This is a genomic window from Polaribacter sp. HaHaR_3_91 (genome assembly GCF_019278525.1).
GTDB lineage: Bacteria > Bacteroidota > Bacteroidia > Flavobacteriales > Flavobacteriaceae > Polaribacter.
This window is the reverse complement of the sequence record NZ_CP058986.1, coordinates 1,202,896-1,228,346: the sequence shown is the minus strand read 5'-3', so window position 1 is coordinate 1,228,346 and position 25,451 is coordinate 1,202,896. Positions and strand designations below refer to the sequence as shown.

25 protein-coding genes and 1 tRNA gene are annotated in these 25,451 nt (G+C 31.1%); 14 read left to right on the top strand and 12 right to left on the bottom strand.

Annotation, left to right across the window (positions count from 1 at the left end):
• Positions 1-9: 9 nt before the first annotated feature.
• On the top strand, positions 10-177 hold the full coding sequence (locus H0I27_RS05040) for a hypothetical protein (RefSeq protein WP_165732919.1): 168 nt from the start codon (positions 10-12) through the stop codon (positions 175-177).
• On the top strand, positions 167-943 hold the full coding sequence (locus H0I27_RS05035; protein WP_254713145.1) for an SGNH/GDSL hydrolase family protein: 777 nt from the start codon (positions 167-169) through the stop codon (positions 941-943). Before H0I27_RS05040 ends, H0I27_RS05035 begins: the two co-directional genes overlap by 11 nt.
• Before the next feature lie 34 nt (positions 944-977).
• Here the strand turns inward: H0I27_RS05035 and H0I27_RS05030 are convergent, their stop codons facing one another.
• From H0I27_RS05030 to H0I27_RS05020, 3 genes are all read right to left on the bottom strand, one after another.
• Complete coding sequence (locus H0I27_RS05030; protein ID WP_068450561.1) at positions 978-1,235, bottom strand: hypothetical protein; 258 nt, start codon at positions 1,233-1,235, stop codon at positions 978-980.
• 7 nt (positions 1,236-1,242) lie between these two features.
• Positions 1,243-1,551, bottom strand: a complete 309-nt coding sequence (locus H0I27_RS05025) for a co-chaperone YbbN (protein ID WP_218732788.1) — start codon at positions 1,549-1,551, stop codon at positions 1,243-1,245.
• A 69-nt stretch (positions 1,552-1,620) separates the two neighbouring features.
• The gene (locus H0I27_RS05020) at positions 1,621-2,262 is read right to left on the bottom strand and encodes a peroxiredoxin (protein WP_165732922.1); all 642 of its coding nucleotides are present in this window, start codon (positions 2,260-2,262) and stop codon (positions 1,621-1,623) included.
• A 289-nt stretch (positions 2,263-2,551) separates the two neighbouring features.
• On the opposite strand from H0I27_RS05020, the gene katG reads away from it, so the two are divergent.
• Together katG and H0I27_RS05010 are read left to right on the top strand one after the other, a co-directional pair.
• Positions 2,552-4,726 (top strand): catalase/peroxidase HPI, encoded by a 2,175-nt coding sequence (katG, locus tag H0I27_RS05015; RefSeq protein ID WP_218732787.1) that lies wholly within the window; start codon positions 2,552-2,554, stop codon positions 4,724-4,726.
• 165 nt (positions 4,727-4,891) lie between these two features.
• Positions 4,892-5,392, top strand: a complete 501-nt coding sequence (locus H0I27_RS05010; RefSeq protein ID WP_218732786.1) for an ankyrin repeat domain-containing protein — start codon at positions 4,892-4,894, stop codon at positions 5,390-5,392.
• On the opposite strand, the gene H0I27_RS05005 is transcribed toward H0I27_RS05010, so the two are convergent.
• The 5 genes from H0I27_RS05005 to H0I27_RS04985 are packed head-to-tail and all read right to left on the bottom strand — an operon-like array spanning position 5,370 to position 10,524.
• Entirely contained in the window at positions 5,370-6,533 is a 1,164-nt protein-coding gene (locus H0I27_RS05005; RefSeq protein ID WP_218732785.1) for a sigma-54 dependent transcriptional regulator, read from the bottom strand. The two genes, H0I27_RS05010 and H0I27_RS05005, sit on opposite strands and share 23 nt — an antisense overlap.
• Positions 6,533-7,402 carry a DUF6268 family outer membrane beta-barrel protein gene (locus tag H0I27_RS05000; protein WP_218732784.1) on the bottom strand — a complete coding sequence of 290 codons (870 nt, stop codon included), beginning with the start codon at positions 7,400-7,402 and terminating at the stop codon, positions 6,533-6,535. Before H0I27_RS05000 ends, H0I27_RS05005 begins: the two co-directional genes overlap by 1 nt.
• 8 nt (positions 7,403-7,410) lie before the next feature.
• On the bottom strand, positions 7,411-8,253 hold the full coding sequence (locus tag H0I27_RS04995; protein WP_218732783.1) for a mechanosensitive ion channel family protein: 843 nt from the start codon (positions 8,251-8,253) through the stop codon (positions 7,411-7,413).
• 11 nt (positions 8,254-8,264) lie between these two features.
• On the bottom strand, positions 8,265-9,590 hold the full coding sequence (locus tag H0I27_RS04990; RefSeq protein WP_218732782.1) for an ABC transporter permease: 1,326 nt from the start codon (positions 9,588-9,590) through the stop codon (positions 8,265-8,267).
• A 4-nt stretch (positions 9,591-9,594) separates the two neighbouring features.
• Complete coding sequence (locus H0I27_RS04985; RefSeq protein ID WP_218732781.1) at positions 9,595-10,524, bottom strand: ABC transporter ATP-binding protein; 930 nt, start codon at positions 10,522-10,524, stop codon at positions 9,595-9,597.
• A gap of 283 nt (positions 10,525-10,807) precedes the next feature.
• Between H0I27_RS04985 and H0I27_RS04980 the strand changes: the two genes are divergently transcribed.
• The 7 genes from H0I27_RS04980 (at position 10,808) to H0I27_RS04950 (ending at position 18,740) form a co-directional block, all read left to right on the top strand.
• A complete protein-coding gene (locus H0I27_RS04980; RefSeq protein ID WP_208888610.1) occupies positions 10,808-11,269 on the top strand; it encodes a MarR family winged helix-turn-helix transcriptional regulator in 462 nt (153 codons plus the stop codon).
• A 103-nt stretch (positions 11,270-11,372) separates the two neighbouring features.
• A complete protein-coding gene (locus tag H0I27_RS04975; RefSeq protein WP_218732780.1) occupies positions 11,373-13,778 on the top strand; it encodes a 3-hydroxyacyl-CoA dehydrogenase/enoyl-CoA hydratase family protein in 2,406 nt (801 codons plus the stop codon).
• 89 nt (positions 13,779-13,867) lie between these two features.
• Complete coding sequence (locus H0I27_RS04970; protein ID WP_068450537.1) at positions 13,868-14,224, top strand: four helix bundle protein; 357 nt, start codon at positions 13,868-13,870, stop codon at positions 14,222-14,224.
• 26 nt (positions 14,225-14,250) lie between these two features.
• Positions 14,251-15,444 carry an acetyl-CoA C-acyltransferase gene (locus H0I27_RS04965; protein ID WP_218732779.1) on the top strand — a complete coding sequence of 398 codons (1,194 nt, stop codon included), beginning with the start codon at positions 14,251-14,253 and terminating at the stop codon, positions 15,442-15,444.
• Between the two features lie 41 nt (positions 15,445-15,485).
• On the top strand, positions 15,486-15,848 hold the full coding sequence (locus H0I27_RS04960) for a four helix bundle protein (protein ID WP_218732778.1): 363 nt from the start codon (positions 15,486-15,488) through the stop codon (positions 15,846-15,848).
• 49 nt (positions 15,849-15,897) lie between these two features.
• Entirely contained in the window at positions 15,898-17,694 is a 1,797-nt protein-coding gene (locus H0I27_RS04955) for an acyl-CoA dehydrogenase family protein (RefSeq protein ID WP_218732777.1), read from the top strand.
• Between the two features lie 230 nt (positions 17,695-17,924).
• Positions 17,925-18,740: a 5'-nucleotidase, lipoprotein e(P4) family gene (locus tag H0I27_RS04950; RefSeq protein WP_218732776.1), complete on the top strand. Its 816-nt coding sequence runs from the start codon at positions 17,925-17,927 to the stop codon at positions 18,738-18,740.
• 56 nt (positions 18,741-18,796) lie between these two features.
• Here H0I27_RS04950 and H0I27_RS04945 read toward each other — a convergent pair whose 3' ends face one another.
• Positions 18,797-19,570, bottom strand: a complete 774-nt coding sequence (locus H0I27_RS04945) for an RNA polymerase sigma factor (protein ID WP_218732775.1) — start codon at positions 19,568-19,570, stop codon at positions 18,797-18,799.
• A 236-nt stretch (positions 19,571-19,806) separates the two neighbouring features.
• Between H0I27_RS04945 and H0I27_RS04940 the strand changes: the two genes are divergently transcribed.
• On the top strand, positions 19,807-20,253 hold the full coding sequence (locus tag H0I27_RS04940; RefSeq protein WP_165732937.1) for a KTSC domain-containing protein: 447 nt from the start codon (positions 19,807-19,809) through the stop codon (positions 20,251-20,253).
• Positions 20,254-20,331: 78 nt separating this feature from the next.
• Here H0I27_RS04940 and trxB read toward each other — a convergent pair whose 3' ends face one another.
• Together trxB and H0I27_RS04930 are read right to left on the bottom strand one after the other, a co-directional pair.
• The gene (gene trxB / locus H0I27_RS04935) at positions 20,332-21,279 is read right to left on the bottom strand and encodes a thioredoxin-disulfide reductase (RefSeq protein ID WP_218732774.1); all 948 of its coding nucleotides are present in this window, start codon (positions 21,277-21,279) and stop codon (positions 20,332-20,334) included.
• A gap of 108 nt (positions 21,280-21,387) precedes the next feature.
• On the bottom strand, positions 21,388-22,470 hold the full coding sequence (locus H0I27_RS04930) for a PQQ-dependent sugar dehydrogenase (RefSeq protein ID WP_218732773.1): 1,083 nt from the start codon (positions 22,468-22,470) through the stop codon (positions 21,388-21,390).
• 82 nt (positions 22,471-22,552) lie between these two features.
• Here H0I27_RS04930 and H0I27_RS04925 point away from each other — a divergent pair.
• Together H0I27_RS04925 and H0I27_RS04920 are read left to right on the top strand one after the other, a co-directional pair.
• A tRNA-Pro gene (locus H0I27_RS04925) sits at positions 22,553-22,627 on the top strand.
• A gap of 279 nt (positions 22,628-22,906) precedes the next feature.
• Complete coding sequence (locus H0I27_RS04920) at positions 22,907-23,419, top strand: hypothetical protein (protein ID WP_218732772.1); 513 nt, start codon at positions 22,907-22,909, stop codon at positions 23,417-23,419.
• A gap of 447 nt (positions 23,420-23,866) precedes the next feature.
• Here the strand turns inward: H0I27_RS04920 and H0I27_RS04915 are convergent, their stop codons facing one another.
• On the bottom strand, positions 23,867-25,444 hold the full coding sequence (locus H0I27_RS04915; RefSeq protein WP_218732771.1) for a RagB/SusD family nutrient uptake outer membrane protein: 1,578 nt from the start codon (positions 25,442-25,444) through the stop codon (positions 23,867-23,869).
• Between the last annotated feature and the right edge of the window lie 7 nt (positions 25,445-25,451).

The window sequence follows — 25,451 nt, the reverse complement described above, 5'->3', positions numbered from 1 at the left end:
TTTAATAACATGCCAAAAAAAGGGAAAGGAAAAGCTAAAAATTCCGTTAATAAAGCAAAACACACTAAATTGATGAATCAGAAAATTAATAAGGTGAAGTTAGAAAAACAGTTAAATAGAGAACGTTTAAAAGCTATCATTAAAAAAGTAAATGATGCCAAAAAGGATGATGAATAAAGTAAAATACTTTTTTGGTGCAATAGTTTCCGTGCCATTATTACCCTTCTTATATTTCCAAGGAAAAAACATTCGAAAAAAGGTCCCAAAACTTCCAGAGGCCAAAGAACCAAAAGGTTTTATAAATGGTAATTTTAATAAAACGCTAAATATACTTTCTATTGGAGAGAGCACTATTGCAGGCGTTGGTGTAGGCCATCATAAAAATGGATTTACAGGGTCTTTATCAAATACACTTTCTATCAATTTAAAGAGTAACATAAATTGGCGCGTATATGCCAGAAGTGGTTATACTGTAGCACAAGTCTGTAAAAAAATTATTCCTAAAATTGAAGAAACATCTACAGATATTATTGTTATAGGTATGGGAGGTAATGATGCTTTTACCTTAAATTCTCCAAAAAAATGGGCTGATTCAATAGAAAACCTCATCAATTTATTACAAAACAAATTTCCTAGCACTCCTCTATTCTTTACAAACATGCCTCCTATTAAAGAATTCCCTGCATTTACAAAACCTATAAAATTTGTAATTGGTAATTTGGTAGAAATTTTAGGAAAAAGACTTCAAAATGTAACACAAGATAGAAAAAACGTTTTTTACTATAATGAAGTCATCACCCTAAAAAAATGGAGTAAAAAGCACTCTTTATCTAAGAACAATTCTAAAATTTACTTTAGCGATGGGGTGCATCCGTCTGAATTGACCTATAAAGTTTGGGGAGAAGAAATGGCTAATTTTATCACAAAAAAAATCCCAAGTTAAATACTTAGGATTATATATAAAACAGTTCTATATATTATTGGTCTATAGAACCTAAAACGCGTTTCATAAAAGTATTTAACGCTTCCTTTTTAGGTGTTCCATCTTTTACCATTTTATCAACTTCAAGAGCACCATACATATTAGAAATTAATTCTCCAATAACATCTAATTCTTCGTCTTTTAAAGACGGAACTTCCGTTAAAGCTTCTAGAGTTTCAATAGTTTCTAGCACATAATCTTGATCGTTTTCTTCGATAAAATTAGTAAGATGTTTAATTACAGGTAACTTCATAATCTAATTAAATTACTTCGTTTACTAATTCTTTCAACACATCAAACTTGTTTGTTTGTGTTTGATTTTTTAAACTACCACCTTCAAAAGTTGCAAAAGTTGGCAAGTTACTTACATCTGCTAATTTTCTACTTTCAGGAAATTTTTCTGCATCTGCAATCACAAAAGTTACATTTCCATTTTCTGAAGCTAACTTTTTAAACTTTGGTTTCATAATTCTACAATTTCCACACCATGTTGCAGAATATTGTACAACTACTTTATCGTTTCCATTTACAATTTCTTGTAAATTATCTTCTGTTAATTCTTGTACCATTTTAATTATGAATTTAAAATTAAGAACTACGGATTAAAAAATCCGCAATCCTTAATTTATAATTAGTTTTTAGTGAGAAGCTAAATAAGCTGCTGTTCCTTTTGCATCTGGAGACATAGCATCCTTTCCTTCTTCCCAGTTTGCAGGACAAACTTCACCTTTTTCTTGTACATGCGTTAAAGCATCTATTAAACGTAAATATTCACCAACATTTCTACCTAAAGGCATGTTATTAATACTTTCGTGTTGTACAACACCCTCTTCATCTATAATATAAGTAGCTCTATAAGTTACATTATCTCCTTCTACTTGTATAGTTTGTGTAGCTTCATCAAAAGTTTCGTTAGTGATATCTAAAATACCTAAAATTGAGGATAAATTTCTATTACTATCTGCTAAAAGTGGGTATGTAACACCTTCGATACCTCCGTTGTCTTTTGCTTGACTTAACCATGCAAAATGAACTTCTGGAGTATCACAAGAAGCACCAATAACAATAGTATTTCTTTTTTCAAATTCACCTAAAGCTGCTTGAAAAGCATGTAATTCTGTAGGACATACAAATGTAAAGTCTTTTGGGTACCAAAATAACACTACTTTCTTGTTATTATTAACCGCTTCTTCCAATACATTCACTTTAAATGTATCGCCCATTTCATTCATTGCGTCTACGTTTAAATCTGGGAATTTTTTTCCAACTGCTGTTGCCATTCTATATAAGTTTTATAATTATTAATGTTCTATTTATTACTGACGCAAAGATAAAAATAAAGCAAAAAAAAATATAGTATTTTAATGGTTAGTTTCAATATTGCTATAGCTTTTAACTATACATAAAGAACAACTAAATAAATTTTCACTATTAATAAAATTCGTATTTTTAAAAACTATTACTAAAATAGTTTTTAACTATTCTAAAATAAAAACAATAGATAAAAATTATCTAAAAACAAGTTGTAGTTTTGTCAAAAATTAAAACATAAAATTTAAAACATATATAATGGAAAACTTAAAACATGGTTCTGGAGACATTTCACAATGTCCATTTCACGGAGGAAACACAACAAATGAAACTAATAATGATTGGTGGCCAAATTCTTTAAATTTAGATATTTTACACCAGCATGACACAAAAGTAAATCCACTTGGTGAAGAATTTAATTATCATGAAGCCCTTAAAAGCTTAAATGTTGAGGCTTTAAAAGAAGATGTAACCAAACTAATGACAGATAGTCAAGATTGGTGGCCAGCAGATTGGGGGCACTATGGAGGATTGATGATTCGTTTGTCATGGCACTCTGCAGGATCTTATAGAGTTAGTGATGGACGTGGTGGTGGTGGAACCGGAAACCAACGTTTTGCTCCTTTAAATTCTTGGCCAGACAATGCTAGTTTAGACAAGGCAAGACGTTTACTTTGGCCAATTAAGAAAAAATATGGAGATAAATTAAGTTGGGCAGATTTAATCATTTTAGCGGGTACCATCGCTTATGAATCTATGGGATTAAAAACCTATGGTTTTGCATTTGGTAGAACCGATATTTGGCAACCAGAAAAAGATACCTATTGGGGTAATGAAAAAGAATGGTTAGCTCCAAGTGATGAGCGTTATAATGATGTAGAGGACGCTAGCACAATGGAAAACCCATTAGCAGCCGTACAAATGGGATTAATTTATGTAAATCCAGAAGGAGTTAACGGTAAATCTGATCCTGCAAAAACCGCTTTACACATTAGAGAAACTTTTGCTCGTATGGCAATGGACGATGAAGAAACTGCTGCATTAACTGCAGGTGGTCATACCGTTGGAAAAGCACACGGAAATGGAGATGCAAGTATTTTAGGACCAGAACCAGAGGCTGCTCCTATTGAAAACCAAGGTTTTGGCTGGTCTAATCCTACCGGAACTGGAGTTGGTAGAGACACTGTAACAAGTGGTATAGAAGGAGCATGGACAACAGAGCCTACAAAATGGGATAATGGATTTTTCGATCTTTTATTTGGTTATGAATGGGAATTAACAAAAAGTCCTGCAGGAGCTACACAGTGGGCACCAATCAACATTAAAGAAGAAGACAAACCTGTAGATGTAGAAGCCCCTTCTATTCGTTTGAACCCTATGATGACAGATGCAGATATGGCCATGAAAGTAGATCCTATCTATCGTAAAATCTGTGAGAAATTCAGCAAAGACCACCAATATTTTTCTGAAACTTTTGCACGTGCTTGGTTTAAATTAACACACAGAGATATGGGGCCAAAAGTTAGATATTATGGTCCAGATGTACCTACTGAAGATTTAATTTGGCAAGATCCAATTCCTACAGGAAATAAAGAATATGACGTAAACCTTGTTAAAGAAAAAATTTCTAATACAGATTTAACAGTTGCAGAATTAGTTTCTACCGCTTGGGATAGTGCAAGAACTTATAGAGGTTCTGATATGCGTGGAGGAGCAAATGGTGCTCGTATTCGTTTAGCTCCTCAAAAAGATTGGGTTGGTAACGAACCAGAGAGATTAAACAAAGTATTAGATATTCTAACTCCTATTGCAACAGAATTTGGAATTAGTATTGCAGATACCATTGTTTTAGCAGGTAATGTTGGTGTAGAAAAAGCAATTAAAAAAGCTGGTTTTAATACAACTGTTCCTTTTACTGCTGGACGTGGAGATGCTACCGATGAAATGACAGATGCAGCTTCTTTTGAGCCTTTAGAACCAGTTGCAGATGGATACAGAAACTGGTTAAAACAAGAATATATTGTTAGTCCAGAAGAGATGATGTTAGATAAAACACAACTTTTAGGTTTAACAGCTCCAGAAATGACAATTTTAATTGGAGGTATGAGAGTTTTAGGGACTAACTACGGAGGAACGAAACATGGAGTTTTTACAAATAATGAAGGTGCCTTAACAAATGATTTCTTTGTAAACTTAACAGATATGGGAAATACTTGGAATTCTGTTGGTGAAGGTTTGTATGAAATTAGAGACCGTAAAACAGATGCTTTTAAATGGTCTGCAACAAGTGTAGACTTGGTATTTGGTTCTAATTCAATTTTACGTTCTTACGCAGAAGTATATGCGCAAGATGATAATAAAGAAAAATTTGTAAATGCATTTGTAAAAGCTTGGACAAAAGTGATGAATGCTGATCGATTTGATAACAAATAAATAATTAAAAAAAGAGGCTGTCTAAAAAGTATTTTTTTTTGTCAATCTGATTTTATTTCAGATTCTTATGAAGATTCATTTTCAGCAAGTTGATATACTGAAATAAGTTCAGTATGACAAGATTTAATCCTTTTTGAACAGCTTCTTTTAATAAATACCCTACTTATGAATATCTTAAATACTTTTTTTGAAGCAATTCAATCTGTAAATATCAATGTAATAGAAACACTTTTAAAAAGGTTTCCAAAATTGGCAAACGCACAAGATAAAAGAGGTTTTACACCTTTAGTTTTTGCTACCTATTTTGATAAAATAGAAATTGCAGAAACTTTAATAAATCACAAAGCAAATGTAAATCATAGAGACGCTAAAGGAAACACCGCTTTATTGGGTGTCGCTTTTAAAGGCAATGTTGATATTGCAAAACTTCTTTTAAAGAATAATGCAAATATAAATACACAAAACAACCTTGGTTACACTCCTTTAATTTTTGCGACTATGTATAATCAACCAAAGATGGTGGCATTCTTATTGGAACAAAATGCAGATTTATCTCTTAAAGATAAAGAAAACAAATCTGCTTTAGATACTGCAAAAGCTAAAAATTTTACAGAAATTATTAGTTTATTAGATTCAAAAGAAGCTACTTACTTGCAAACATTTTAATATCGTTTGCAGAGACTTCTTTTTCTCCCAAAATAATTAAACGTTCTACTACATTTCTTAATTCACGGATGTTTCCCGTCCAATCATATTCTTGCAACAGTTTTATTGCATCCGATGAAAATGATTTTTTAGGCGTTCCTTGTTCTACAGATATTTTTCCAGTAAAGAAATCTACCAATAACGGAATGTCTTCTCTTCTATCATTTAAGGACGGAACTTGAATTAAAATAACCGCTAACCTGTGGTATAAATCTTCCCTAAATCGACCTTCTTCTATTTCAACTTTAAGGTTTTTATTAGTCGCTGCAACAATTCTAACATTAACCTTAATATCTCTATCCGAACCAACACGCTGAATTTTATTTTCTTGCAAAGCACGTAAAACTTTTGCTTGTGCAGACAAACTCATATCTCCTATTTCATCCAAGAAAATAGTACCTCCGTTTGCTGCTTCAAATTTACCTGCTCTGTCTTTATTTGCTCCTGTAAAAGAACCTTTAACATGACCAAACAACTCGCTTTCTATTAATTCTGATGGAATTGCAGCACAGTTTACCTCAATTAAAGACGCTTTAGATCTATCTGATTTTTCGTGCAACCAATGTGCAACCAATTCTTTTCCTGTTCCGTTAGGTCCGGTTACTAAAACTCTTGCATCTGTAGGCGCTACTTTTTCAATCATCTCTTTTATTTGAGAAATTTCAGCACTTTCACCAATCATTTCGTAGTTTTTACTTACTTTTTTCTTTAGTCTTTTATTTTCTACAGTCAAAACTTTTTTATCCAAAGCATTTCTAACTGTATTTAAAAGTCTGTTTAAATCTGGTGGTTTAGAAATATAATCGAAAGCGCCTAAACGCATTGTATTTACCGCAGTGTCTAAATCTCCGTGGCCAGAAATCATAACAATAGGAATTTCTGGTTTTATTTTCTTGGCTTTTTCTAATACCTCAACACCATCCATTTTCGGCATTTTAATATCACATAAAACCAAATCATAATCGTTATTCATAATCATTTCTATTCCTAACAAACCGTCTTCTGCTTCTTCTACATCATAGGATTCATTTTCTTCAGAAATAATTTTTGTTAAAACCCTTCTAATTGCGGCTTCATCTTCTATAATTAAAATCTTTGACATTATATTTTAAATTTAATACCTGTTCTTAAATAAAACGCATTTACTTTATCTAAAGTATATACATGCTTTCTGTCTTTATCTCTTAAAACATTACTCAACCTAACAGTGTAACCACTATATGCAAACAGAACTAAGTGCTTTGTAAGTTGATAGTCATAGCCCAAACCTGCCACCAATACAGATAAAGATATATTGTCGGCTTCTTTATTATCCATAATTATTGGCGTCTTTAAATGTGCAAAATAACCATCTAAACCAACAAAAGATTGTAAACTGTTTACTGGGTTTATTTTATATTTTAAATTCATTTTAGGCACACCAACTGTATAAGACCATTTCTCGTTTACTTGCCTAAAATAATTTATTAAAGGTAACGGAAAAGGAATACCCGCAGTTGTATTATATGTTAAACCCAAAGTTAAACGATATGGTTTTATTACACTTTTATCTTTTGTTCTATCTTTTATAAAAAAAAGACCTCCGTTAATAAAAAAATCTTCGCTCGTTATTTTTTTGGTTAAGGTTGCTGCTAATCTAGGTGTAAAGCTATAAGCAACTCTCCAATGATCGCTCATTTTATGAGTGTATGCTAAATTTAAATCAATAACATTAATATTCTCTAATAACGATGTATCAAAAGGGTATTCATCTTTTAAATTTAAAAATATCCTATTAAATTCTGAACCAATTATTAAATAACTATCTTCTTTTATTTTTATAGGATAATTAAAAAGCGCTCTAATTCTAGTATATTGATCATCAGATTTTTTTTTAGGAATAAAAGAATATTCTACTCTTGCTAAATCTGTTAACTGTGCATTTGTTGATAAACTAACAAATAATACTAAAACAATTATATACCTCTTCATTTTAATTCTTATTTAACCAATTCTTGCGCATTAGAATAAATATGTAGATCTCTCTGAGGGAATGGAATTGAAATTTTATGTTCTCTGAATAATCTATCAATTTCAAAACGAATATCACTTTGTGGAAATTGTGCTTTAAAACTATCTGAGAGCGTAAATACTACTTTAAAATTTAAAGAGCTATCTCCAAAATCTTCAAAAAGAACAGAAACTGGTGGATTTATTAAAACACTTGGGTGAGATTTTGCCGCTTTAATTAATAACTCTTTTACCAACTGTACATCGCTACCATAAGCAACACCAACTTTTACAGATTCTCTTGTTGTATTTCCGTTTTGCGTCCAATTATACAAACTGTTGGTTAAATATAAATGATTAGGAATTATCAATACTTTATTATTTAAAGTGACTGCTCTTGTGGTTCTTAATTTTATCTCCTCTACTCTACCAACCTTTCCCTCTAGTTCAATAATATCCCCAGCACGAACAGATTTATCTATCATTATAAATACCCCAGAAATAATATCTTGAAACAACGTTTGTAAAGCTAAACCAACACCAATTAAAAGTGCTGCAGATGCAGCAAAAAGAGCCGTTAAGTTTACCCCCATTTTACTCATAGTTACTAAAAAAATAACTACATAGATGATCCAACTTAAATAAGAAAAAATACTTCGTACTTTTAATTCATTCTCTGGCTGTAATTTTCTATTAACAAATTTTTTGAACAATTTAAGCACCGTGTATGCTATTGCTAAAGTAATTGTCAAAACAATAACATCCATAATACTTAAACTAAAAGCATTGGTAATTTCGTAGTTTTTGTTTAATAAATCTAGAATTTCTCTCATTAAAATTAGTATTACCCTTTATATTTTAACCATTTATATAAATCTTTATAAGTTGGCTTTTTACCATACATTAAAATACCTACTCTATAAATTTTAGCCGCTAACCAAACCATAAATACAAAAGTAACCATTAATAATGCCATAGATATAACCAATTCATACCAAGAAACTCCAAAAGGAACTCTCATTAACATTACAATAGGGCTTGTAAACGGAATGTGAGAAAACAACACAGCAATAGAACCATGAGGATCATTTATTACAGTTGCGAAACCAACATAAACTCCTAAAATAAGAGGTAACATTATTGGCATCATAAATTGTTGTGTATCCGTTTCATTATCTACCGCGGCACCAACAGCTGCAAATAAAGAACTATACAGCATAAAACCACCTAGGAAGTAAAAAATAAATAAAACAAACATTTTTAAAATTGGTAGTTTCAAAATTTCCTGTACAATCATCTGACCTTTATCTCCAGCTGTTGCTTGATTTACAGCTTCCATTTGTTCTGCAGGTACTCTTGCAGATTGCATTTCTACCATATCTACTCCAAATACAGAAGACGCTACTATAGAAATCACAAAAAGTATAATTCCCCATATTAGAAACTGCAATAAACCTGCAGAGGCATTTCCTAAAATTTTACCCAACATCAGTTGGAATGGTTTTACAGACGAAACAATAATTTCTATAATTCTACTTGTTTTTTCTTCAATAACACTTCGCATTACCGAAGTACCATAAATCATTACAAACATCATTAATAAATAACCAGCAATGGCACCAACACCAATTTTTAATCCGTTTATTAATTTGGATGATTCTTCACCAGAAAAATTATACATTTTAATATCTGTATTAATTTTAGAAGCTTCTATTTTCTCTATATCAATACCAAAATTATTCAGTTTTAGGTGCCTAATTTTAGTTTCAATCTTATTTTCCATAGAACTCATTACAGACATTCCTGGGGAATCTGTAGAATAAAATTCTATAGATTTTGCCAATAACTCTAAACTATCTTGTTTTGGGATAATTAATGCTCCGTAATAGTTACCTTCTTCTACTTTTTTCTTTGTTTCTTCAATTCCTAAAGCAGTATAATCTGTATAATGAATGGTTTTAGAATCTTTAAAATCTTCTTTAGAGAACATTCCAGAATTATCTACATAAACAATTTCTTTAACCTTCTCATCATTTTTTTGCATCAGAAAATAAACCAAAGCTCCCATACCAATCATCAATAACGGACTTAAAAAAGTCATCATTATAAATGATTTATTACGAACCTTTGCTATGAACTCGCGTTCTATTATTAATTTTAACTTGCTCATTTTCTTAACTGTTTTTATTTATTGCCTGAATAAAAATATCATTTGCACTTGGTATCAATTCTACAAAATGCTGTACTTCTCCTTTACTTGTTAAAAATGATAACAAATCGTTTGCAGAATTCCCTTCTGTTAATTTTATATTCATGGTTAAACTATCATTCAATAATTTAAAGTTTGATGGAAAAACCTCAAAATTCTCTTTTAATTTCGCTTCTACTTCTTTAGGATGCTCCGTATGCAGGCCAACTTGAAACGTATGTGTTCTAAATTGACGCTTGATATCGTCTAACTTACCGTCTAAAATTTTGTTCGATTTATCTATCAAAGCAATTTCATCGCACATTTCTTCTACAGATTCCATTCTGTGGGTCGAAAAAATGATGGTTGCACCTTCGTCACGAAGTTGTAAAATTTCTTTGGCAATTAATTGCGCGTTTATAGGATCAAACCCAGAAAAAGGTTCATCAAAAATTAATAATTTAGGATTGTGCATTACCGTAACAATAAATTGAACTTTTTGTGCCATTCCCTTAGAAAGCTCTTCAATTTTCTTATTCCACCAAGCAGAAATATCAAATTTATCAAACCAATATTTTAAACGTTTTTTCGCTTCGGCTTTACTCAATCCTTTCAATTGTGCTAAATACAAGGCTTGCTCCCCTACTTTCATAGATTTATACAAACCACGTTCTTCTGGTAAATAACCAATTTGTGCTGTATGATGCGGTGCCAATACTTCTCCATCTAAAATAATAGATCCGCTATCTGGCATTGTTATTTGATTTATAATTCTAATTAAAGATGTTTTTCCTGCTCCATTTGGACCTAATAATCCAAAAACACATCCTTTAGGTATATGTAATGAAACATCATTTAATGCTCTAAAATCACCATAATTTTTCACAACATTATTAACTTCTAATAAATTTTTCATTGCCTCTTAATAATTTTTTTCTGAAAGTTCTCAGTAATCACAAACTTACATATTTTAAAAAGATTAGTATAAAAACTTGGTAAAACGTTACAATATAATTTAAAAAGACTTCAATTAATTAAAACAAAAGGCCTCCTTTTAGATAATAATTATAAAATGTAACTTAAGAAACATAAGTTTCTGGCCTTAAAAACGCTAAATTATTTGTTAAAATTTACTATGCACGCATAACTTTTTACAAATTTACTATGCATGCATAATAAATTTTTATATATTTGACATAATGAATAAATTAAAATCAATAGATCATGAGCTCAGAGCAACTTGGCAAGCAGTAGCTAAAGTGTATAACGAGCAGGCCGTAAAACATGATAGTACAATGGCTACCGCATTTGTTTTATTAAATATAGACAAGCTAAACGGAACACCATCTACAGCTTTAGGCCCTTTAATGGGAATGGAACCTACAAGTCTTTCTAGAATATTAAAAACGATGGAAGATAAAGGTGCTATTTCTAGAGAGAAAAACCCAGATGACGGTAGAAGTGTCATCATCAAATTAACTGAGTATGGCAAAGAAATGCGTAAAATATCTAAAGCGTATGTAATACAGTTTAATGAAACCGTAATGGAAAATGTTTCTGAAGAAGATTTAGCAGGATTTTTTAAAGTAACATCTACCATTAACAAACTAATTGCAGACAAAGATATTTACGAAAATGCCAACAAAAATAAAGCAGTATAACAAAATTGACTAAAGACTGAATGACCTGAGATAATTAGACTGAAAACAAAAGTCTTACATCTTATTTCTTTTTAAATCATACGTCAAAAAATTTTAAAAACAAATGACTAGAAGAATTAAAAAAGTAGCAATCATTGGCTCTGGAATTATGGGAAGCGGAATTGCTTGTCATTTTGCAAACATTGGAGTTGAAGTTCTTTTATTGGACATTGTACCAAGAGAATTAAACGACAAAGAAAAAGCTAAAGGACTAACCCTCGAAGACAAAGTTGTAAGAAATCGTTTAGTAAATGATGCACTCACAGCTTCCCTAAAATCTAAACCATCTCCTATTTATAATCAAAAATTTGCAAACAGAATTACCACAGGTAATCTAGATGATGATATTGCAAAAATTGCTGATGTAGATTGGATTATGGAGGTTGTTGTAGAAAGACTAGACATTAAAAAAATAGTTTTTGAAAAACTAGAAAAATACAGAAAACCAGGTACTATTATTTCTTCTAATACTTCTGGTATTCCTATAAAATTCATGAATGAAGGAAGAAGTGAAGATTTCCAAAAGCATTTTGCGGTTACTCACTTTTTTAATCCTCCAAGATATTTAAAACTTTTTGAAGTTGTTCCTGGTCCAGATTGTAAACAAGAAGTTACTGATTTCTTAATGATGTACGGAGAAAAATTTTTAGGTAAAACTTCTGTTTTAGCAAAAGATACTCCTGCTTTTATTGGGAATAGAATTGGAATTTTCGGTATTCAATCTTTATTCCATCAAGTAAAGGAATTAGGCTTAACTGTTGAAGAAGTTGATAAATTAACAGGACCGGTTATTGGTAGACCAAAATCTGCTACTTTTAGAACTGTGGATGTTGTTGGTTTAGATACTTTGGTACACGTTGCTAACGGAATTTATGAAAACTGTCCTGATGATGAAGCTCATGATCTATTTAAACTTCCAGATTTCATCAACACTATGATGGAAAACAAATGGTTGGGAAGTAAAACGGGACAAGGTTTCTATAAAAAAACAGTAAATGCTGAAGGTAAAAAAGAAATTTTAACCTTAGACTTAGATACTTTAGAATATCGTTCTTCTAAAAGAGCAAAATTTGCAACTTTAGAACTTACGAAAACGATTGATAAGCCAATTGACCGTTTCAAAATATTAGTTGGAGGAAAAGACAAAGCGGGTGAATTTTACAGAAAGAACTTTTCTGCAATGTTTGCGTACGTTCAAAATAGAATTCCAGAAATTTCTGATGAACTCTACAGGATTGATGATGCAATGAAAGCTGGTTTTGGTTGGGAAAATGGTCCTTTCGAAATTTGGGATGCAATTGGTGTAGAAAAAGGAATTGAGCTAATGAAAGCTGAAGGAGCAGAACCTGCAACTTGGGTAACAGAAATGTTAGCAAGTGGAGTTTCATCATTCTATACAGTAAAAGAAGGCGCAACTTATTTTTATGATATTCCTTCTAAATCTCAAACTAAAAAACCGGGTCAAGATGGTTTTATTATTTTAGATAACATTAGAAAATCAAACGAAGTTTTTAAAAACTCTGGTGTTGTTATAGAAGATATTGGAGACGGAATTTTAAATATAGAATTCCAATCTAAAATGAATACCATTGGTGGTGATGTTTTAGCCGGAATTAATAAAGGAATAGATTTAGCAGAAAAAGATTTTCAAGGTTTGGTGGTTGGTAACCAAGCAGCAAACTTTTCTGTTGGGGCAAACATTGGTATGATTTTTATGATGGCTGTGGAGCAAGAATATGATGAATTAAATTATGCCATTAAATATTTTCAAGATACCATGATGCGTATGCGTTATTCATCTATACCAACTATTTCTGCTCCGCACGGAATGGCTTTAGGTGGTGGTTGTGAAATCTCTTTACATGCAGATAAAGTTGTGGCAGCAGCAGAAACCTATATGGGATTAGTCGAATTTGGAGTTGGTGTAATTCCTGGTGGTGGTGGCTCTAAAGAAATGGCTTTAAGAGCATCTGATTCTTTTCAAAAAGGAGATGTTGAGCTAAACATTTTACAAGAAAATTTCTTAACCATCGGTATGGCAAAAGTATCTACTTCTGCGTATGAAGCATTCGATTTAGGCTTACTTCAAAAAGGAAAAGATGTAATCGTTGTTAATAAAGACAGACAAATAGCAACTGCAAAAGCACACGCTAAATTAATGGCAGAAAGTGGTTATACTCAACCTGTTAAACGAACAGATGTAAAAGTTTTAGGAAAACAAGCTTTAGGTATGTTTTTAGTAGGAACAGATTCTATGGAACATTCTAAGTATATTTCTGAACATGACATGAAAATTGCCAATAAACTTGCCTATGTTATGGCAGGAGGAGATTTATCTGAACCTACTTTAGTTACAGAACAGTATCTATTAGATTTAGAGAGAGAAGCGTTTTTATCACTTTGTACGGAAAGAAAAACGTTAGAGAGAATTCAAGCGATGTTAAAAACGGGGAAACCTCTTAGGAATTAAGTACTAAGTATACAGTATTAAGATTGAGCAACTTTAACAAAATGATTTCACAGAATAATACTTAATACTAAAATCGAAATACTATTATTATGCACAGATTTGAAGATTTAAAAATATGGCAGAAAGCAATGGATATAACAGAGAAATGTTATATCGCTTCTGAAAATTTTCCTAAAGAAGAAAAATACGGATTAACATCTCAACTTCGAAGAAGTGCAGTTTCTATACCTTCAAATATTTCTGAAGGAGCTGGAAGAAATACAAATGGAGAATTTAAGCAGTTTCTAGGAATTGCAAATGGTTCTTCTTATGAATTATTAACTCAATTATATTTATCAAAAAGATTAAATTTAATTACTGAAGAAAATGTAAGGCCTATTATTAATGAAATACTTGAAGTAACAAGAATGAATTTTTCTCTTCAAAAATCATTAACCAAATCTTAATTCTTTATACTAAAATCTTAATACTAATGACAAAACAAGCATATATAGTAAAAGCATATAGAACTGCCGTTGCAAAGGCTCCAAAAGGTGTTTTTCGCTTTAAACGAGCAGACGAATTAGGTGCAGAAACCATTCAGCACATGATGAAAGAAATTCCAAATTTAGATGTAAAGCGCATCGATGATGTTATGGTTGGTAATGCAATGCCAGAAGGAGCACAAGGATTAAACATGGCACGATTTATTTCTTTAATAGGATTAAACTCTGTGGATGTGCCTGGTGTAACTGTAAACCGTTTCTGTTCTTCAGGATTAGAAACAATTGCCATGGCAGCAGCTAAAATTAATGCAGGAATGGCGAGTTGTATTATTGCCGGAGGTGCAGAAAGCATGAGTTCGGTTCCAATGACAGGTTTTAAACCAGAATTGAATTATGACACCATTAAATCTGGTCATGCAGATTATTATTGGGGAATGGGAAACACGGCTGAAGCAGTTGCAAACCAATTTAAAGTTTCTAGAGAAGATCAGGATGAATTTGCATTTAATTCTCATATGAAAGCTTTAAAAGCGCAAGCAGAAAACCGTTTTCAAGACCAAATTGTACCTATAGAAGTTGAAGAAACTTATTTAGATGCAAACGGAAAGAAAGCTACAAAAAAATATACCGTAAATAAAGATGAAGGTCCAAGAGCAGGAACCTCAACAGCTATTTTAAATAAATTACGTCCGGTTTTTGCTGCTGGTGGAAGTGTAACTGCAGGTAACTCATCACAAATGAGTGATGGTGCTGCTTTTGTTATGGTAATGAGTGAAGAAATGGTGAAAGAATTAAATCTAGAACCAATTGCAAGAGTAGTAAATTATGCTGCTGCGGGTGTAGAACCAAGAATTATGGGAATTGGGCCTGTTGCTGCAATCCCTAAAGTTTTAAAACAAGCTGGTTTACAACAAAAAGATATCGAGCTAATTGAATTGAATGAAGCATTTGCTTCTCAGTCTTTAGCAGTAATGCGTGAATTAGATTTAAACCAAGACATTGTAAATGTTAATGGAGGAGCCATTGCATTAGGACATCCTTTAGGTTGTACAGGAGCAAAATTATCTGTGCAGTTATTTGATGAAATGCGTAAACGCGATATGAAAAACAAATACGGAATGGTTACAATGTGTGTTGGTACAGGACAAGGTGCTGCGGGTGTTTTTGAATTTCTTTCATAAAATAAAAAAGAGAACAAAGAAAAAAGATAAGAGATAAATAGATGTGTGCTAAGCAAAGACATAATTACAAGAATTTAAAAATTTGGAAACTCGGTTTAGAGATTACAAATGATATTTCTGACTTGTTATTAAACTTTCCAAAGCATGAAAGATATGATTTAAGTTCACAAATAAGTAAATGTTCTGTGTCTATGCCAAGTAATATTGCTGAAGGTTCTTCTAGAACGAATAAATCTTTCAGTCATTTCTTAGATATTTCTTTAGGCTCTTCTTTTGAATTAGGAACTCAACTATTAGTAGCAAAACATAGGCAGTATATTACTGAAATTAATTTAAAAAAAATTGAAGAAAAAATAGAAGAATTCCCACGAATGACTATGGGATTTCAAAGGAACCTCCAATAATGGTCATTTTTCTATTTTCTTTCTTCTATAATCTAAAAAAAACAAAAATATGGCAGATTTATTAAGAGGTGGTCAATTCCTTGTTAAGGAAACAAACTGTGAAGATATATTTACTCCAGAAGATTTTTCTGAAGAGCAACAAATGATGAAAGAGGCTGTTACTGAATTTAATGACAGAGAAATTATTCCTCATAAAGCACGTTTTGAAGCAAAAGATTACGCACTTACAGAAGAAGTAATGCGTAAAGCTGGTGAATTAGGTTTTTTAGGAGTAGCAGTTCCTGAAGCTTATGAGGGTTTAGGAATGGGGTTTGTTTCTACGGTTTTAACCTGCGATTATATTTCTTCTGGAACAGGTTCTTTTAGTACTGCTTTTGGTGCACATACGGGAATTGGAACTATGCCAATTACTTTATATGGTACAGAGGAACAAAAACAAAAATATGTTCCAAAATTAGCTACTGGAGAATGGTTTGGAGCTTATTGCTTAACTGAACCAGGTGCTGGATCGGATGCAAACTCTGGTAAAACAACTGCTGAATTGTCAGCTGATGGAAAATCATATAAAATTAATGGACAAAAAATGTGGATTTCAAACGCAGGTTTTTGTCGTTTAATGATCGTTTTTGCTCGTATAGAAGGTGATAAAAACATAACAGGTTTTATTGTTGAATTTGATAAGGAAAACCCTAATGGAATTACATTAGGAGAAGAAGAACATAAATTAGGAATTAGAGCTTCATCAACAAGACAAGTATTTTTTAATGATACTGTAGTTCCTGTAGAAAACATGTTAGCAGGACGTGGGGAAGGTTTTAAAATTGCCATGAATGCTTTAAATGTTGGGCGAATTAAATTAGCTGCTGCTTGTTTAGACTCTCAAAGAAGAATTGTTACACATGCTGTAAAATATGCAAACGAACGTAAACAATTTAAAACTCCTATTTCAGATTTTGGTGCTATTAAAGTAAAATTAGCAGAAATGGCAACGAATTCCTATGTTGGCGAATCTGCAACTTATAGAGCTTCTAAAGATATTGAAGATAGAATTGCCTTAAGAGTAGAAGCTGGAAACACACATCAAGAAGCAGAATTAAAAGGTGTAGAAGAATATGCTATTGAATGTTCTATTTTAAAAGTGGCCGTTTCTGAAGATGTCCAAAATTGTGCGGACGAAGGAATTCAAATTTTTGGTGGAATGGGATTCTCTGAAGAAACTCCGATGGAATCTGCTTGGAGAGATGCAAGAATTGCGCGTATTTACGAAGGAACTAACGAAATTAACAGAATGCTTTCTGTAGGAATGCTTATTAAAAAAGCGATGAAAGGTCATGTTGATTTATTAGGCCCTGCAACAGAAGTTGCAAATAGCTTAATGGGAATTCCTTCTTTTGATACTCCTGATTTTTCTGAATTATTTTCTGAAGAAAAACTGATGATTTCCAAACTAAAGAAAACATTTTTAATGGTTGCCGGTGCAGCACTTCAAAAATATGGTCCAGAAATAGAAGAACATCAGCAATTATTACTTGCAGCTTCAGATATTTTAATTGAAATTTATATGGCAGAATCTGCTATTTTAAGAACAGAAAAAAACGTAAAACGCACTAGTGAAGAAGCACAATCTGTACAGATTGCCATGTCTAAATTATACTTATATCATGCAGTAGATATTATTGAAGAAAAAGGGAAAGAAAGTATTATTTCTTTTGCCGAAGGTGATGAACAGCGTATGATGTTAATGGGATTAAAACGTTTTACGAAGTACCAAAACTACCCAGATATTGTAGATTTACGTAACGAAATCGCAGAAAAAGTAAAAGCAGAAAATAAATACTGCTTCTAAAAACTCTTGATGTCAAATTGAGTTTGTCGAAGTTTTCAAATTCTTCTTCAAACTCAACTGACTATCATTATATAATAAAAATTTAATCTTACTTTTAGGTTAAAAATTAGTTGTTTGTTGTAAAAACCATCATTTTTTTTGATGGTTTTTTTTATACCCTAAACATTCATAGAATAATTAAAATTATATTAATTTTGAAGTACTTTAGTATTTACAAAACATAATTTATAATGAAAAATAAAATATTTTTTTCTCTTTTTGCTGCATTCATCTTTTTAGGATGTAAAACTCAGATTACCACAATTAAACAACAAACTATAAATAATACTCCTATTAAAGAGCATACCATACAATCTTTATTATGGGTTCAAAATGCTGCAGAATACAAAGCGTTAACTTACCAAGCATATAATTTAGCACAACTTAGATTAGATCAAATTCTTGCCAATAATGATTCTGAAAAGCCAATAGCTATTGTAACAGATATAGACGAAACTCTTTTAGACAACAGTCCGTATTCTGGTAAACAAATTGAGTTAGATGAAAACTACACATCAGATAGATGGGCAGAATGGGTAGCACAGAAAAAAGCAAATGCAATACCAGGAGCACTCGCTTTTTTTAAGTATGCAAAAAGTAAAAATGTAGCTGTATTTTATATTTCTAATAGATCTGCAGCACAGACAAAAGAAACCATCGAAAACCTACAATTAAAGGATTTTCCTTTTGCTGATGAAACTCACGTACTTTTAAAAACCAATAGTAGCGAAAAAGGAACAAGAAGAAGTCACGTAAACAAAACCCATGAAATTGTATTATTATTAGGTGATAATTTGTCTGACTTTTCATCAATATTCGAAAATAGCACTACTGATAAGAGGAATAAAAACACTGATAGTTTACATACTTCTTTTGGGAATAAATATATTGTTTTACCAAACCCAATGTATGGAGATTGGGAAACAAAAGGTATTTATGAAGGAAACTATAATTGGACCGATTCTCAAAAAGACTCTATTCGTCATAAAAAAATCACTTCTTATTAAAGTGATTTTTTTATCAATCATATAAAAAGTGATTTAAGAACCTCCGTTTTAAAATATTAATCAGATACAGAATATCTATTAAACAAACTTCTTTGTATTGCTTTTTTAGCATCACTTAGAAGTTTTTCTATTTCTGGAATTGACTTTTTCTGTATTTCTGCAATTTCCTCTATTTTTAATTTTTGATTTGTAAATAAATAGAAAACAATACGCATCGCAACAGGCATATTGTGCAGTACTAATTCTATATGTGCATTCACCTTATCTTCCCCTAATTGTGTATCTAATTTATCTACCAAATCTTTCTCATCATCTTCTACAAATACATGATCTAAGCTATATTCGTTATCTGAATAAGTAACATCATCTATTTCTTCTAACAGTAATAAATCTCCCTCTCCGTCTATGCTAAATTCTTCTTGCATTTCATCCCAATCTGGTTTAGAATAATCATCAATGTTTTTGAAAAACAATTCATTAAACTCTTCTTCAACAATAACGTCTTCTAATAAATCATTCGTTTTTTTATACAACCATAAATAGAAATCACCTTCATTTTCTACTTCATCAATAGTATCATAAATAGTAATAAAAAGTTGATCTATAATATCATCTGCTTTATATTTTTTTTTAGAAAAGTGACCTTTTTTTATCGCTGTATTTAATCTTTGATTTACATACTTTCTAATTTCAGGTAAAATTTTTAAAACCAATTGATTAAAATCGATTTGTTTTTCTTCCTTTTTTAATTTTACTAAACTTGAAAATGACTTCGTTACAAACAGACGAAATTCGGTTTTGGTTTCGAAATAAGAAATGCTCGTTTTCATAATAAAATACTTTAAAGATATCTCTAAAGATGCGAAAGAAAACCTGGTAATAAAATGATAAAAATCAGTTAACTATCAACTTTAACAATAAAAAAAAACTGTTTTAGGGAGCGATAAATTTGTTCTAATTAAAAGAAATTAAACCTTTAAAACCTCTCTTTATAATTTAATAAACTTTTATTGCATTATAATCCATTTAATATCAATACTTTTGCACGCAATTTGAAAACACACGAATGAAACGTATTAAAGAATATAAAAAACTTTTTAAAGTAGAAGGTCCTATAGATTTAAAAGATTTAAAGAAAGCTTATAGAGGTTTAGTTAAGGAATGGCATCCAGATAAATTTACTGATGACGCTAAAAAGGAGGAAGCAGATCTTATGAGTACTCAAATTATAGATGGGTATCATTTCTTAGTAAGTATAGCTCCAGAAACTAAAGCAGCTAATTTAGATGCTTATAAAACAACTATTACAGAGTTTCAAGTTGCAGACTGGCATCACAAAAGTATGTTATTAGAAGTAACTTTTACAGATGGTAATAAATACGAATACTTTGGTGTTAGTAAAATACTTTTTGGAAAATTTGTAAATGCGAAATCAATGAACAACTTTGGTAAAAGAAATATTTTTAACTCTTTTACTTACAGAAAATCTATGAAAGCTTCTGTAACTGTTTAAAGACTTTCTTTAAAAGATAAATAAAAAAGAGATTACATTTTAATGTAATCTCTTTTTTTATGCTATATTTAAAATACTCTATTCTAAGGCACCTAAATAACGCTCTGCATCTAAAGCTGCCATACAACCTGTACCTGCGGCAGTTACTGCTTGTCTGTATTCTTTATCTTGAATATCTCCAGCTGCAAAGACTCCTGGTAAATTTGTTTTTGTAGATTTCCCTTTGGTAATTAAATACCCAGTTTCATCCATATCTAAAACACCTTTAAACAAATCTGAATTAGGTTTATGACCAATTGCAATAAAAACTCCAGTAACTGCAATATCCGTAGTTTCCTTTGTTTGATTGTTAATTGCTCTTACACCTTCTACTACATTAGAGCCTAAAACCTCATCTATTTCTGTGTTGTATAAAACTTCAATATTTTTAGTTTTATTAACTCTATGTTGCATCGCTTTAGAAGCTCTCATAAAATCTTTACGAACTAAAATAGTAACCTTACTACAAATATTAGATAAGTATGTAGCTTCTTCTGCTGCAGTATCTCCTGCACCAACAACAACTACATCTTGTCCTTTATAGAAAAAACCATCACATGTAGCACAAGCCGAAACTCCACCACCAATTAAACGCTGCTCACTCTCTATCCCTAAATATTTTGCAGTAGCTCCTGTAGAAATAATTATGGTTTCTGCTTCAATATGTTTAGACTCATCCACAATAACTTTATGAATTCCGCCAACTTTGTCACTTAATTCTACACTTGTTACCAAACCAAAACGAACTTCTGTACCAAAACGTTCTGCTTGTTTTTGTAAATCTGTCATCATTGCAGTACCATCTGTACCTTCTGGATATCCCGGAAAATTATCAACCTCGGTTGTAGTTGTTAATTGCCCTCCCATTTGCATTCCTGTATACATTACAGGTTTCATGTCTGCTCTAGCTGCATATATTGCTGCGGTATAACCGGCAGGACCAGAACCAATAATTAAACATTTTATTTTTTCTATTGTATCTGACATTTTAAATTTATTTGATTATGGATAACAAAAATATTCTTTTTTATTCCTTTATAACACGATTGTTTATAAGTTTTAACAATGGAAAAATAAGTTTATAAAATTGAAATATTATTCTGGGAGTAATTTAATAATCCCTAAATTTTCTACACCAACATATATAAAACCATCTAAACCTTGTTCTATAGAACGGACTCTCCCGATATCTTTAAGCATTTTTACTTCTTTAAAAACTTTATTTCCTTTTAAAATACATCTTGTTAAATATTGAAACTTTAAAGAACCAATTAATAAATTACCGTTCCATTTACCATATTTTTTACTGTTGATAAAAGCCATACCACTTGGTGCAATAGAGGGTGTCCAATAATAAATGGGGTTTTCCATATTCGGCAAAGAAGTATTATCTGTAAATTTAGTACCACTATAATTAACACCATAACTCACTTTAGGCCAACCGTAATTCTTACCAATTTTAATAATATTTATTTCATCTCCTCCTTTCGGACCATGTTCGTGAGACCAAATTTCTTTTGTTTCTGGATTCACTTCCATCCCTTGTGGATTTCTATGTCCATAACTATAAATTGCTTTTTTTGCATTATTAACACTTACAAAAGGATTGTCTTTAGGGATAGTACCATCATCATTTAACCGATATATTTTTCCGCCATCTTTTGTAATATCTTGCGGATATTCATCTCTATTTCCTCTATCTCCTACACTAAAATAAACATGGTTTTCTTCATCAAAAGTTATTCTAGAACCAAAATGCTGTCCTCTAGAAGAATTAGGACTTGCTTTGTATAAGACCTGTTTATCTATTAATTGATTGTTTTTTAATTTTGCTCTCATTAAACTGGTATTTCCTCCACTTCCTTTTCCTTCGGATGATGCGTAGGTAAAATAAATCCAATTATTATTTTGATAATTAGGATGCAACTCAATATCTAAAAATCCACCCTGACCTCTCAGGTAAATTTCTGGAACACCTTTTACTTCTGTTTTTACTCCATCTTTAAAATGAATTAGCTTTCCTTCTTTCTCTGTAATTAACATAGCGTTATCCGGTAAAAAAGTAAAACCCCACGGATTTGTTAAATTAGGCACAATTAACTCATACTCTTTACTTTGAGAAAACCCAAATACAATAAAACTAAAATAGACGAAAAAGAAATAAATAGATTGCTTCATTTTTTTAAAAATAAAATTAAATTTTCATTAAATATATAAATATTATTCTATATTTGCACTCGCAAATTGATGTATCAATTTTCGGGGTGTAGCGTAGCCCGGTCATCGCGCCTCGTTTGGGACGAGGAGGTCGCAGGTTCGAATCCTGCCACCCCGACAAAAAGCAGAATATTTTTTAAAATATTCTGCTTTTTTATTTTACAAAAACTACAAATCAAATCGAAAATTGAATCAAGTCTAAAAGTTGTCGAAATTATAACTTCTTACAAAAATCGCCCTCTCAGTTTAAGAAACTCCATCAACAAAGAATACTACTTAAAGACTTAAATTGACATTACAGCAATTTAAATATTTTCTAAATCTTTCTTAAAAAATAACATATATCATATTTGGCATTTATTTTTATAGTTATTTTTGCTGCCTAAATAAAATAATTTTGAAAAAAGCCATTTTAATAATCGTATTTACTTTTATTAGTTTTATTACTACCGCACAAGAAAATCACTTTAAACACTTTAGAGTTAGCCCCGTATTAAGCCATACATATATTCCCACCTCTACATCCGATGGAAATAAAACTGTTATTGTACCTACTATTGGATTGGATTTAGAATATTGGATTAATGAAAAATGGGGAGTGGGTTTACACAATGATTTAGAACTTGAAACTTTTGAAATAGAAAAAGAACATGAACTTTTTGTTGAAAAGGAGTACCCTGTAGTTTTAACTATAGATGCACTTTATAAGTTTCACAAAAATTGGGTCTTAGTACTAGGTACAGGTGTTGAGTTAGAAAAACAAGAGAATCTTTTTATTATAAGAACAGGCCTGGAATATGAAATAGAATTTGGAAATCATTGGGATGTTTCTCCTACCGTCTTATACGATTATCGTGCAAATGATTTAGGTACTTGGGCCATAGGAATCGGTATTGGAAAACGATTTTAATTTTCAATAAAAAACGATAACTTCTTTGTTCATTTTGTTTTTTTGATAAAAAAAACTTTAATCTTAAAGCAATTAGCGAACAAAGTAGATTTATAAAAACAATATTAAAATATCAAAGATTAACATTTAGTACTTTTAACTATCTCTAAAAGGGGCTCATTATATTTCTTTTATCAATTACTTTAAAGGATATTATACTTTTTGTTTGAGATTATTGTTTAACTATCTATCTGTTGAACAAATAAAATACCATTTAAAAAGCATGCTTTTTAAATGGTATTTTATTTTAAAAAATTAAGTGACAAATATTCCCCAAAAAAAGAGGCCGTATAGAAAGAAATAAATCCTGTCGCACTGAAGTTTAACCTTCATAAGAATCTGAAATAAATTCAGAATGACAAGAAACTAACTTTTTAAACAACCTCTTTACTAAAAACTTCTTACATCCTAACGATAACCGTTATTAGAAGGATCTGATGTTAATAAATTTGCATTCAATATTATTTGTGCTTGTGGTATTGGAAGTAACACATGATATGACTGAATATTAGCTGCCGGATTATTCCAACTTCTATGTTCTGTACTTTTAACCACATCTAATAAAATTCCCCATCTAATTAAATCCATTTTTCTATGTCCTTCTGCAGAAAGTTCAAACTTTCTTTCATCATACATTGCTTCTCTAAAAGATGTTTGAGACATTCCACTCCAAGGCTGATCTGGTTCAAAAGCTCTTTTACGAACTTCATTTACATAAGAATACGCAGTTCCTGGACCATTTAATTCATTTTCTGCCTCAGCAGCCATTAAATAAATATCTGCTAAACGAAAAACAATATAATTTTCATGATGGTTCCCTCTTAAAGAGTTCACTTGATCTAAGTTCCAATTTTTTCTGAAATATGGAAACGCTAGTTCAAATCCTAAATACTCGGTTACTACAGTTGCATCATAACGCAAATCTCCATCTTGCCAGTTATTTTTATCTGCTAATTCTGGTAAAGGGACAGACCATCCATAACCCTGCATATCTTCCTCTTGCTCTAACATTACACTTTGAAAGTATTCCCATCTTTTCATTTGTGTACCATTCGTTTTTAAAACAGGTGCTCCAAATTCATCAAAAGCATCATCATTTCTATTTGAAGGCTCATCTCTTATTCGAGGATTATAGTCATCGGTTCTTGTAGTTGAAACCTCATCTGATTTAAAATCGATGATAAAAATGTGTTCGTTATTTATTGAATTAGCAGGATCTGATTGATTAAAAACATCTGCATAATTAGATAATAAAGTATGTGGAGAATTGTTTATAATCTCATCACAAGCATTTTTTGCCAATAACCACTCTTTATCAAATAAATGAAATTTTGCTTTTAAAGCATAAGCCGCCCACTTTGTTGCTCTTCCTAAATCTGAACCAGAATATGTAGATGGCAATAAACTTACCGCTCTTTCTAAATCTGCTTTCATATCTGTTCTAATTAGGTCTTTATCATAACGCCCTAATTCTCCAGCCTCAATTGGGTTTAACATTTCTCTAAAATAAGGAACATCTCCCCATAAATTTGTTAAATGATAAAAAGCCAAAGCTCTTAAAAACAGTAACTCTCCAACCGCCTGATTTCTATTAGCTTCCGTAAGTTTTTCATTACCGTCAATATTTGCTAAAAACTCTGTTGTTCCGTTTACAACTTCATACAATTGAGACCATACACCGTTTCCGTCTGCTACACCTTCTGCAATTAAATAATTGTGTATAGATCCATTTACATTTCTATTAGGACCAACAACATCTGCACCATGCGTGTAATAATCATCTAAACCTCTTTGTGCATATAGGTTATTATTATGGTATATTCTATAAATTCCGTTTACAGCTAATTCTGCCTCTTTGTCATTATTGAAAAAATTTCCAGGAGTAATTGCATCTCTTAAATCTTCTTGTAGAAAATCATCACAAGAAATTAAAGCAAATAAACCTAGTAAGACTAGAACAACTTTATTTTTTAATATATTTTTCATTTTATTA

Bases quoted from the DNA above. Each gene is read 5' to 3' on its own strand.
- H0I27_RS05040 (WP_165732919.1), top strand. From the start codon at position 10: ATGCCAAAAAAAGGGAAAGGAAAAGCTAAAAATTCCGTTAATAAAGCA.
- H0I27_RS05035 (WP_254713145.1), top strand. From the start codon at position 167: ATGATGAATAAAGTAAAATACTTTTTTGGTGCAATAGTTTCCGTGCCA.
- H0I27_RS05030 (WP_068450561.1), bottom strand. From the start codon at position 1,235: ATGAAGTTACCTGTAATTAAACATCTTACTAATTTTATCGAAGAAAAC.
- H0I27_RS05025 (WP_218732788.1), bottom strand. From the start codon at position 1,551: ATGGTACAAGAATTAACAGAAGATAATTTACAAGAAATTGTAAATGGA.
- H0I27_RS05020 (WP_165732922.1), bottom strand. From the start codon at position 2,262: ATGGCAACAGCAGTTGGAAAAAAATTCCCAGATTTAAACGTAGACGCA.
- katG (WP_218732787.1), top strand. From the start codon at position 2,552: ATGGAAAACTTAAAACATGGTTCTGGAGACATTTCACAATGTCCATTT.
- H0I27_RS05010 (WP_218732786.1), top strand. From the start codon at position 4,892: ATGAATATCTTAAATACTTTTTTTGAAGCAATTCAATCTGTAAATATC.
- H0I27_RS05005 (WP_218732785.1), bottom strand. From the start codon at position 6,533: ATGTCAAAGATTTTAATTATAGAAGATGAAGCCGCAATTAGAAGGGTT.
- H0I27_RS05000 (WP_218732784.1), bottom strand. From the start codon at position 7,402: ATGAAGAGGTATATAATTGTTTTAGTATTATTTGTTAGTTTATCAACA.
- H0I27_RS04995 (WP_218732783.1), bottom strand. From the start codon at position 8,253: ATGAGAGAAATTCTAGATTTATTAAACAAAAACTACGAAATTACCAAT.
- H0I27_RS04990 (WP_218732782.1), bottom strand. From the start codon at position 9,590: ATGAGCAAGTTAAAATTAATAATAGAACGCGAGTTCATAGCAAAGGTT.
- H0I27_RS04985 (WP_218732781.1), bottom strand. From the start codon at position 10,524: ATGAAAAATTTATTAGAAGTTAATAATGTTGTGAAAAATTATGGTGAT.
- H0I27_RS04980 (WP_208888610.1), top strand. From the start codon at position 10,808: ATGAATAAATTAAAATCAATAGATCATGAGCTCAGAGCAACTTGGCAA.
- H0I27_RS04975 (WP_218732780.1), top strand. From the start codon at position 11,373: ATGACTAGAAGAATTAAAAAAGTAGCAATCATTGGCTCTGGAATTATG.
- H0I27_RS04970 (WP_068450537.1), top strand. From the start codon at position 13,868: ATGCACAGATTTGAAGATTTAAAAATATGGCAGAAAGCAATGGATATA.
- H0I27_RS04965 (WP_218732779.1), top strand. From the start codon at position 14,251: ATGACAAAACAAGCATATATAGTAAAAGCATATAGAACTGCCGTTGCA.
- H0I27_RS04960 (WP_218732778.1), top strand. From the start codon at position 15,486: ATGTGTGCTAAGCAAAGACATAATTACAAGAATTTAAAAATTTGGAAA.
- H0I27_RS04955 (WP_218732777.1), top strand. From the start codon at position 15,898: ATGGCAGATTTATTAAGAGGTGGTCAATTCCTTGTTAAGGAAACAAAC.
- H0I27_RS04950 (WP_218732776.1), top strand. From the start codon at position 17,925: ATGAAAAATAAAATATTTTTTTCTCTTTTTGCTGCATTCATCTTTTTA.
- H0I27_RS04945 (WP_218732775.1), bottom strand. From the start codon at position 19,570: ATGAAAACGAGCATTTCTTATTTCGAAACCAAAACCGAATTTCGTCTG.
- H0I27_RS04940 (WP_165732937.1), top strand. From the start codon at position 19,807: ATGAAACGTATTAAAGAATATAAAAAACTTTTTAAAGTAGAAGGTCCT.
- trxB (WP_218732774.1), bottom strand. From the start codon at position 21,279: ATGTCAGATACAATAGAAAAAATAAAATGTTTAATTATTGGTTCTGGT.
- H0I27_RS04930 (WP_218732773.1), bottom strand. From the start codon at position 22,470: ATGAAGCAATCTATTTATTTCTTTTTCGTCTATTTTAGTTTTATTGTA.
- H0I27_RS04915 (WP_218732771.1), bottom strand. From the start codon at position 25,444: ATGAAAAATATATTAAAAAATAAAGTTGTTCTAGTCTTACTAGGTTTA.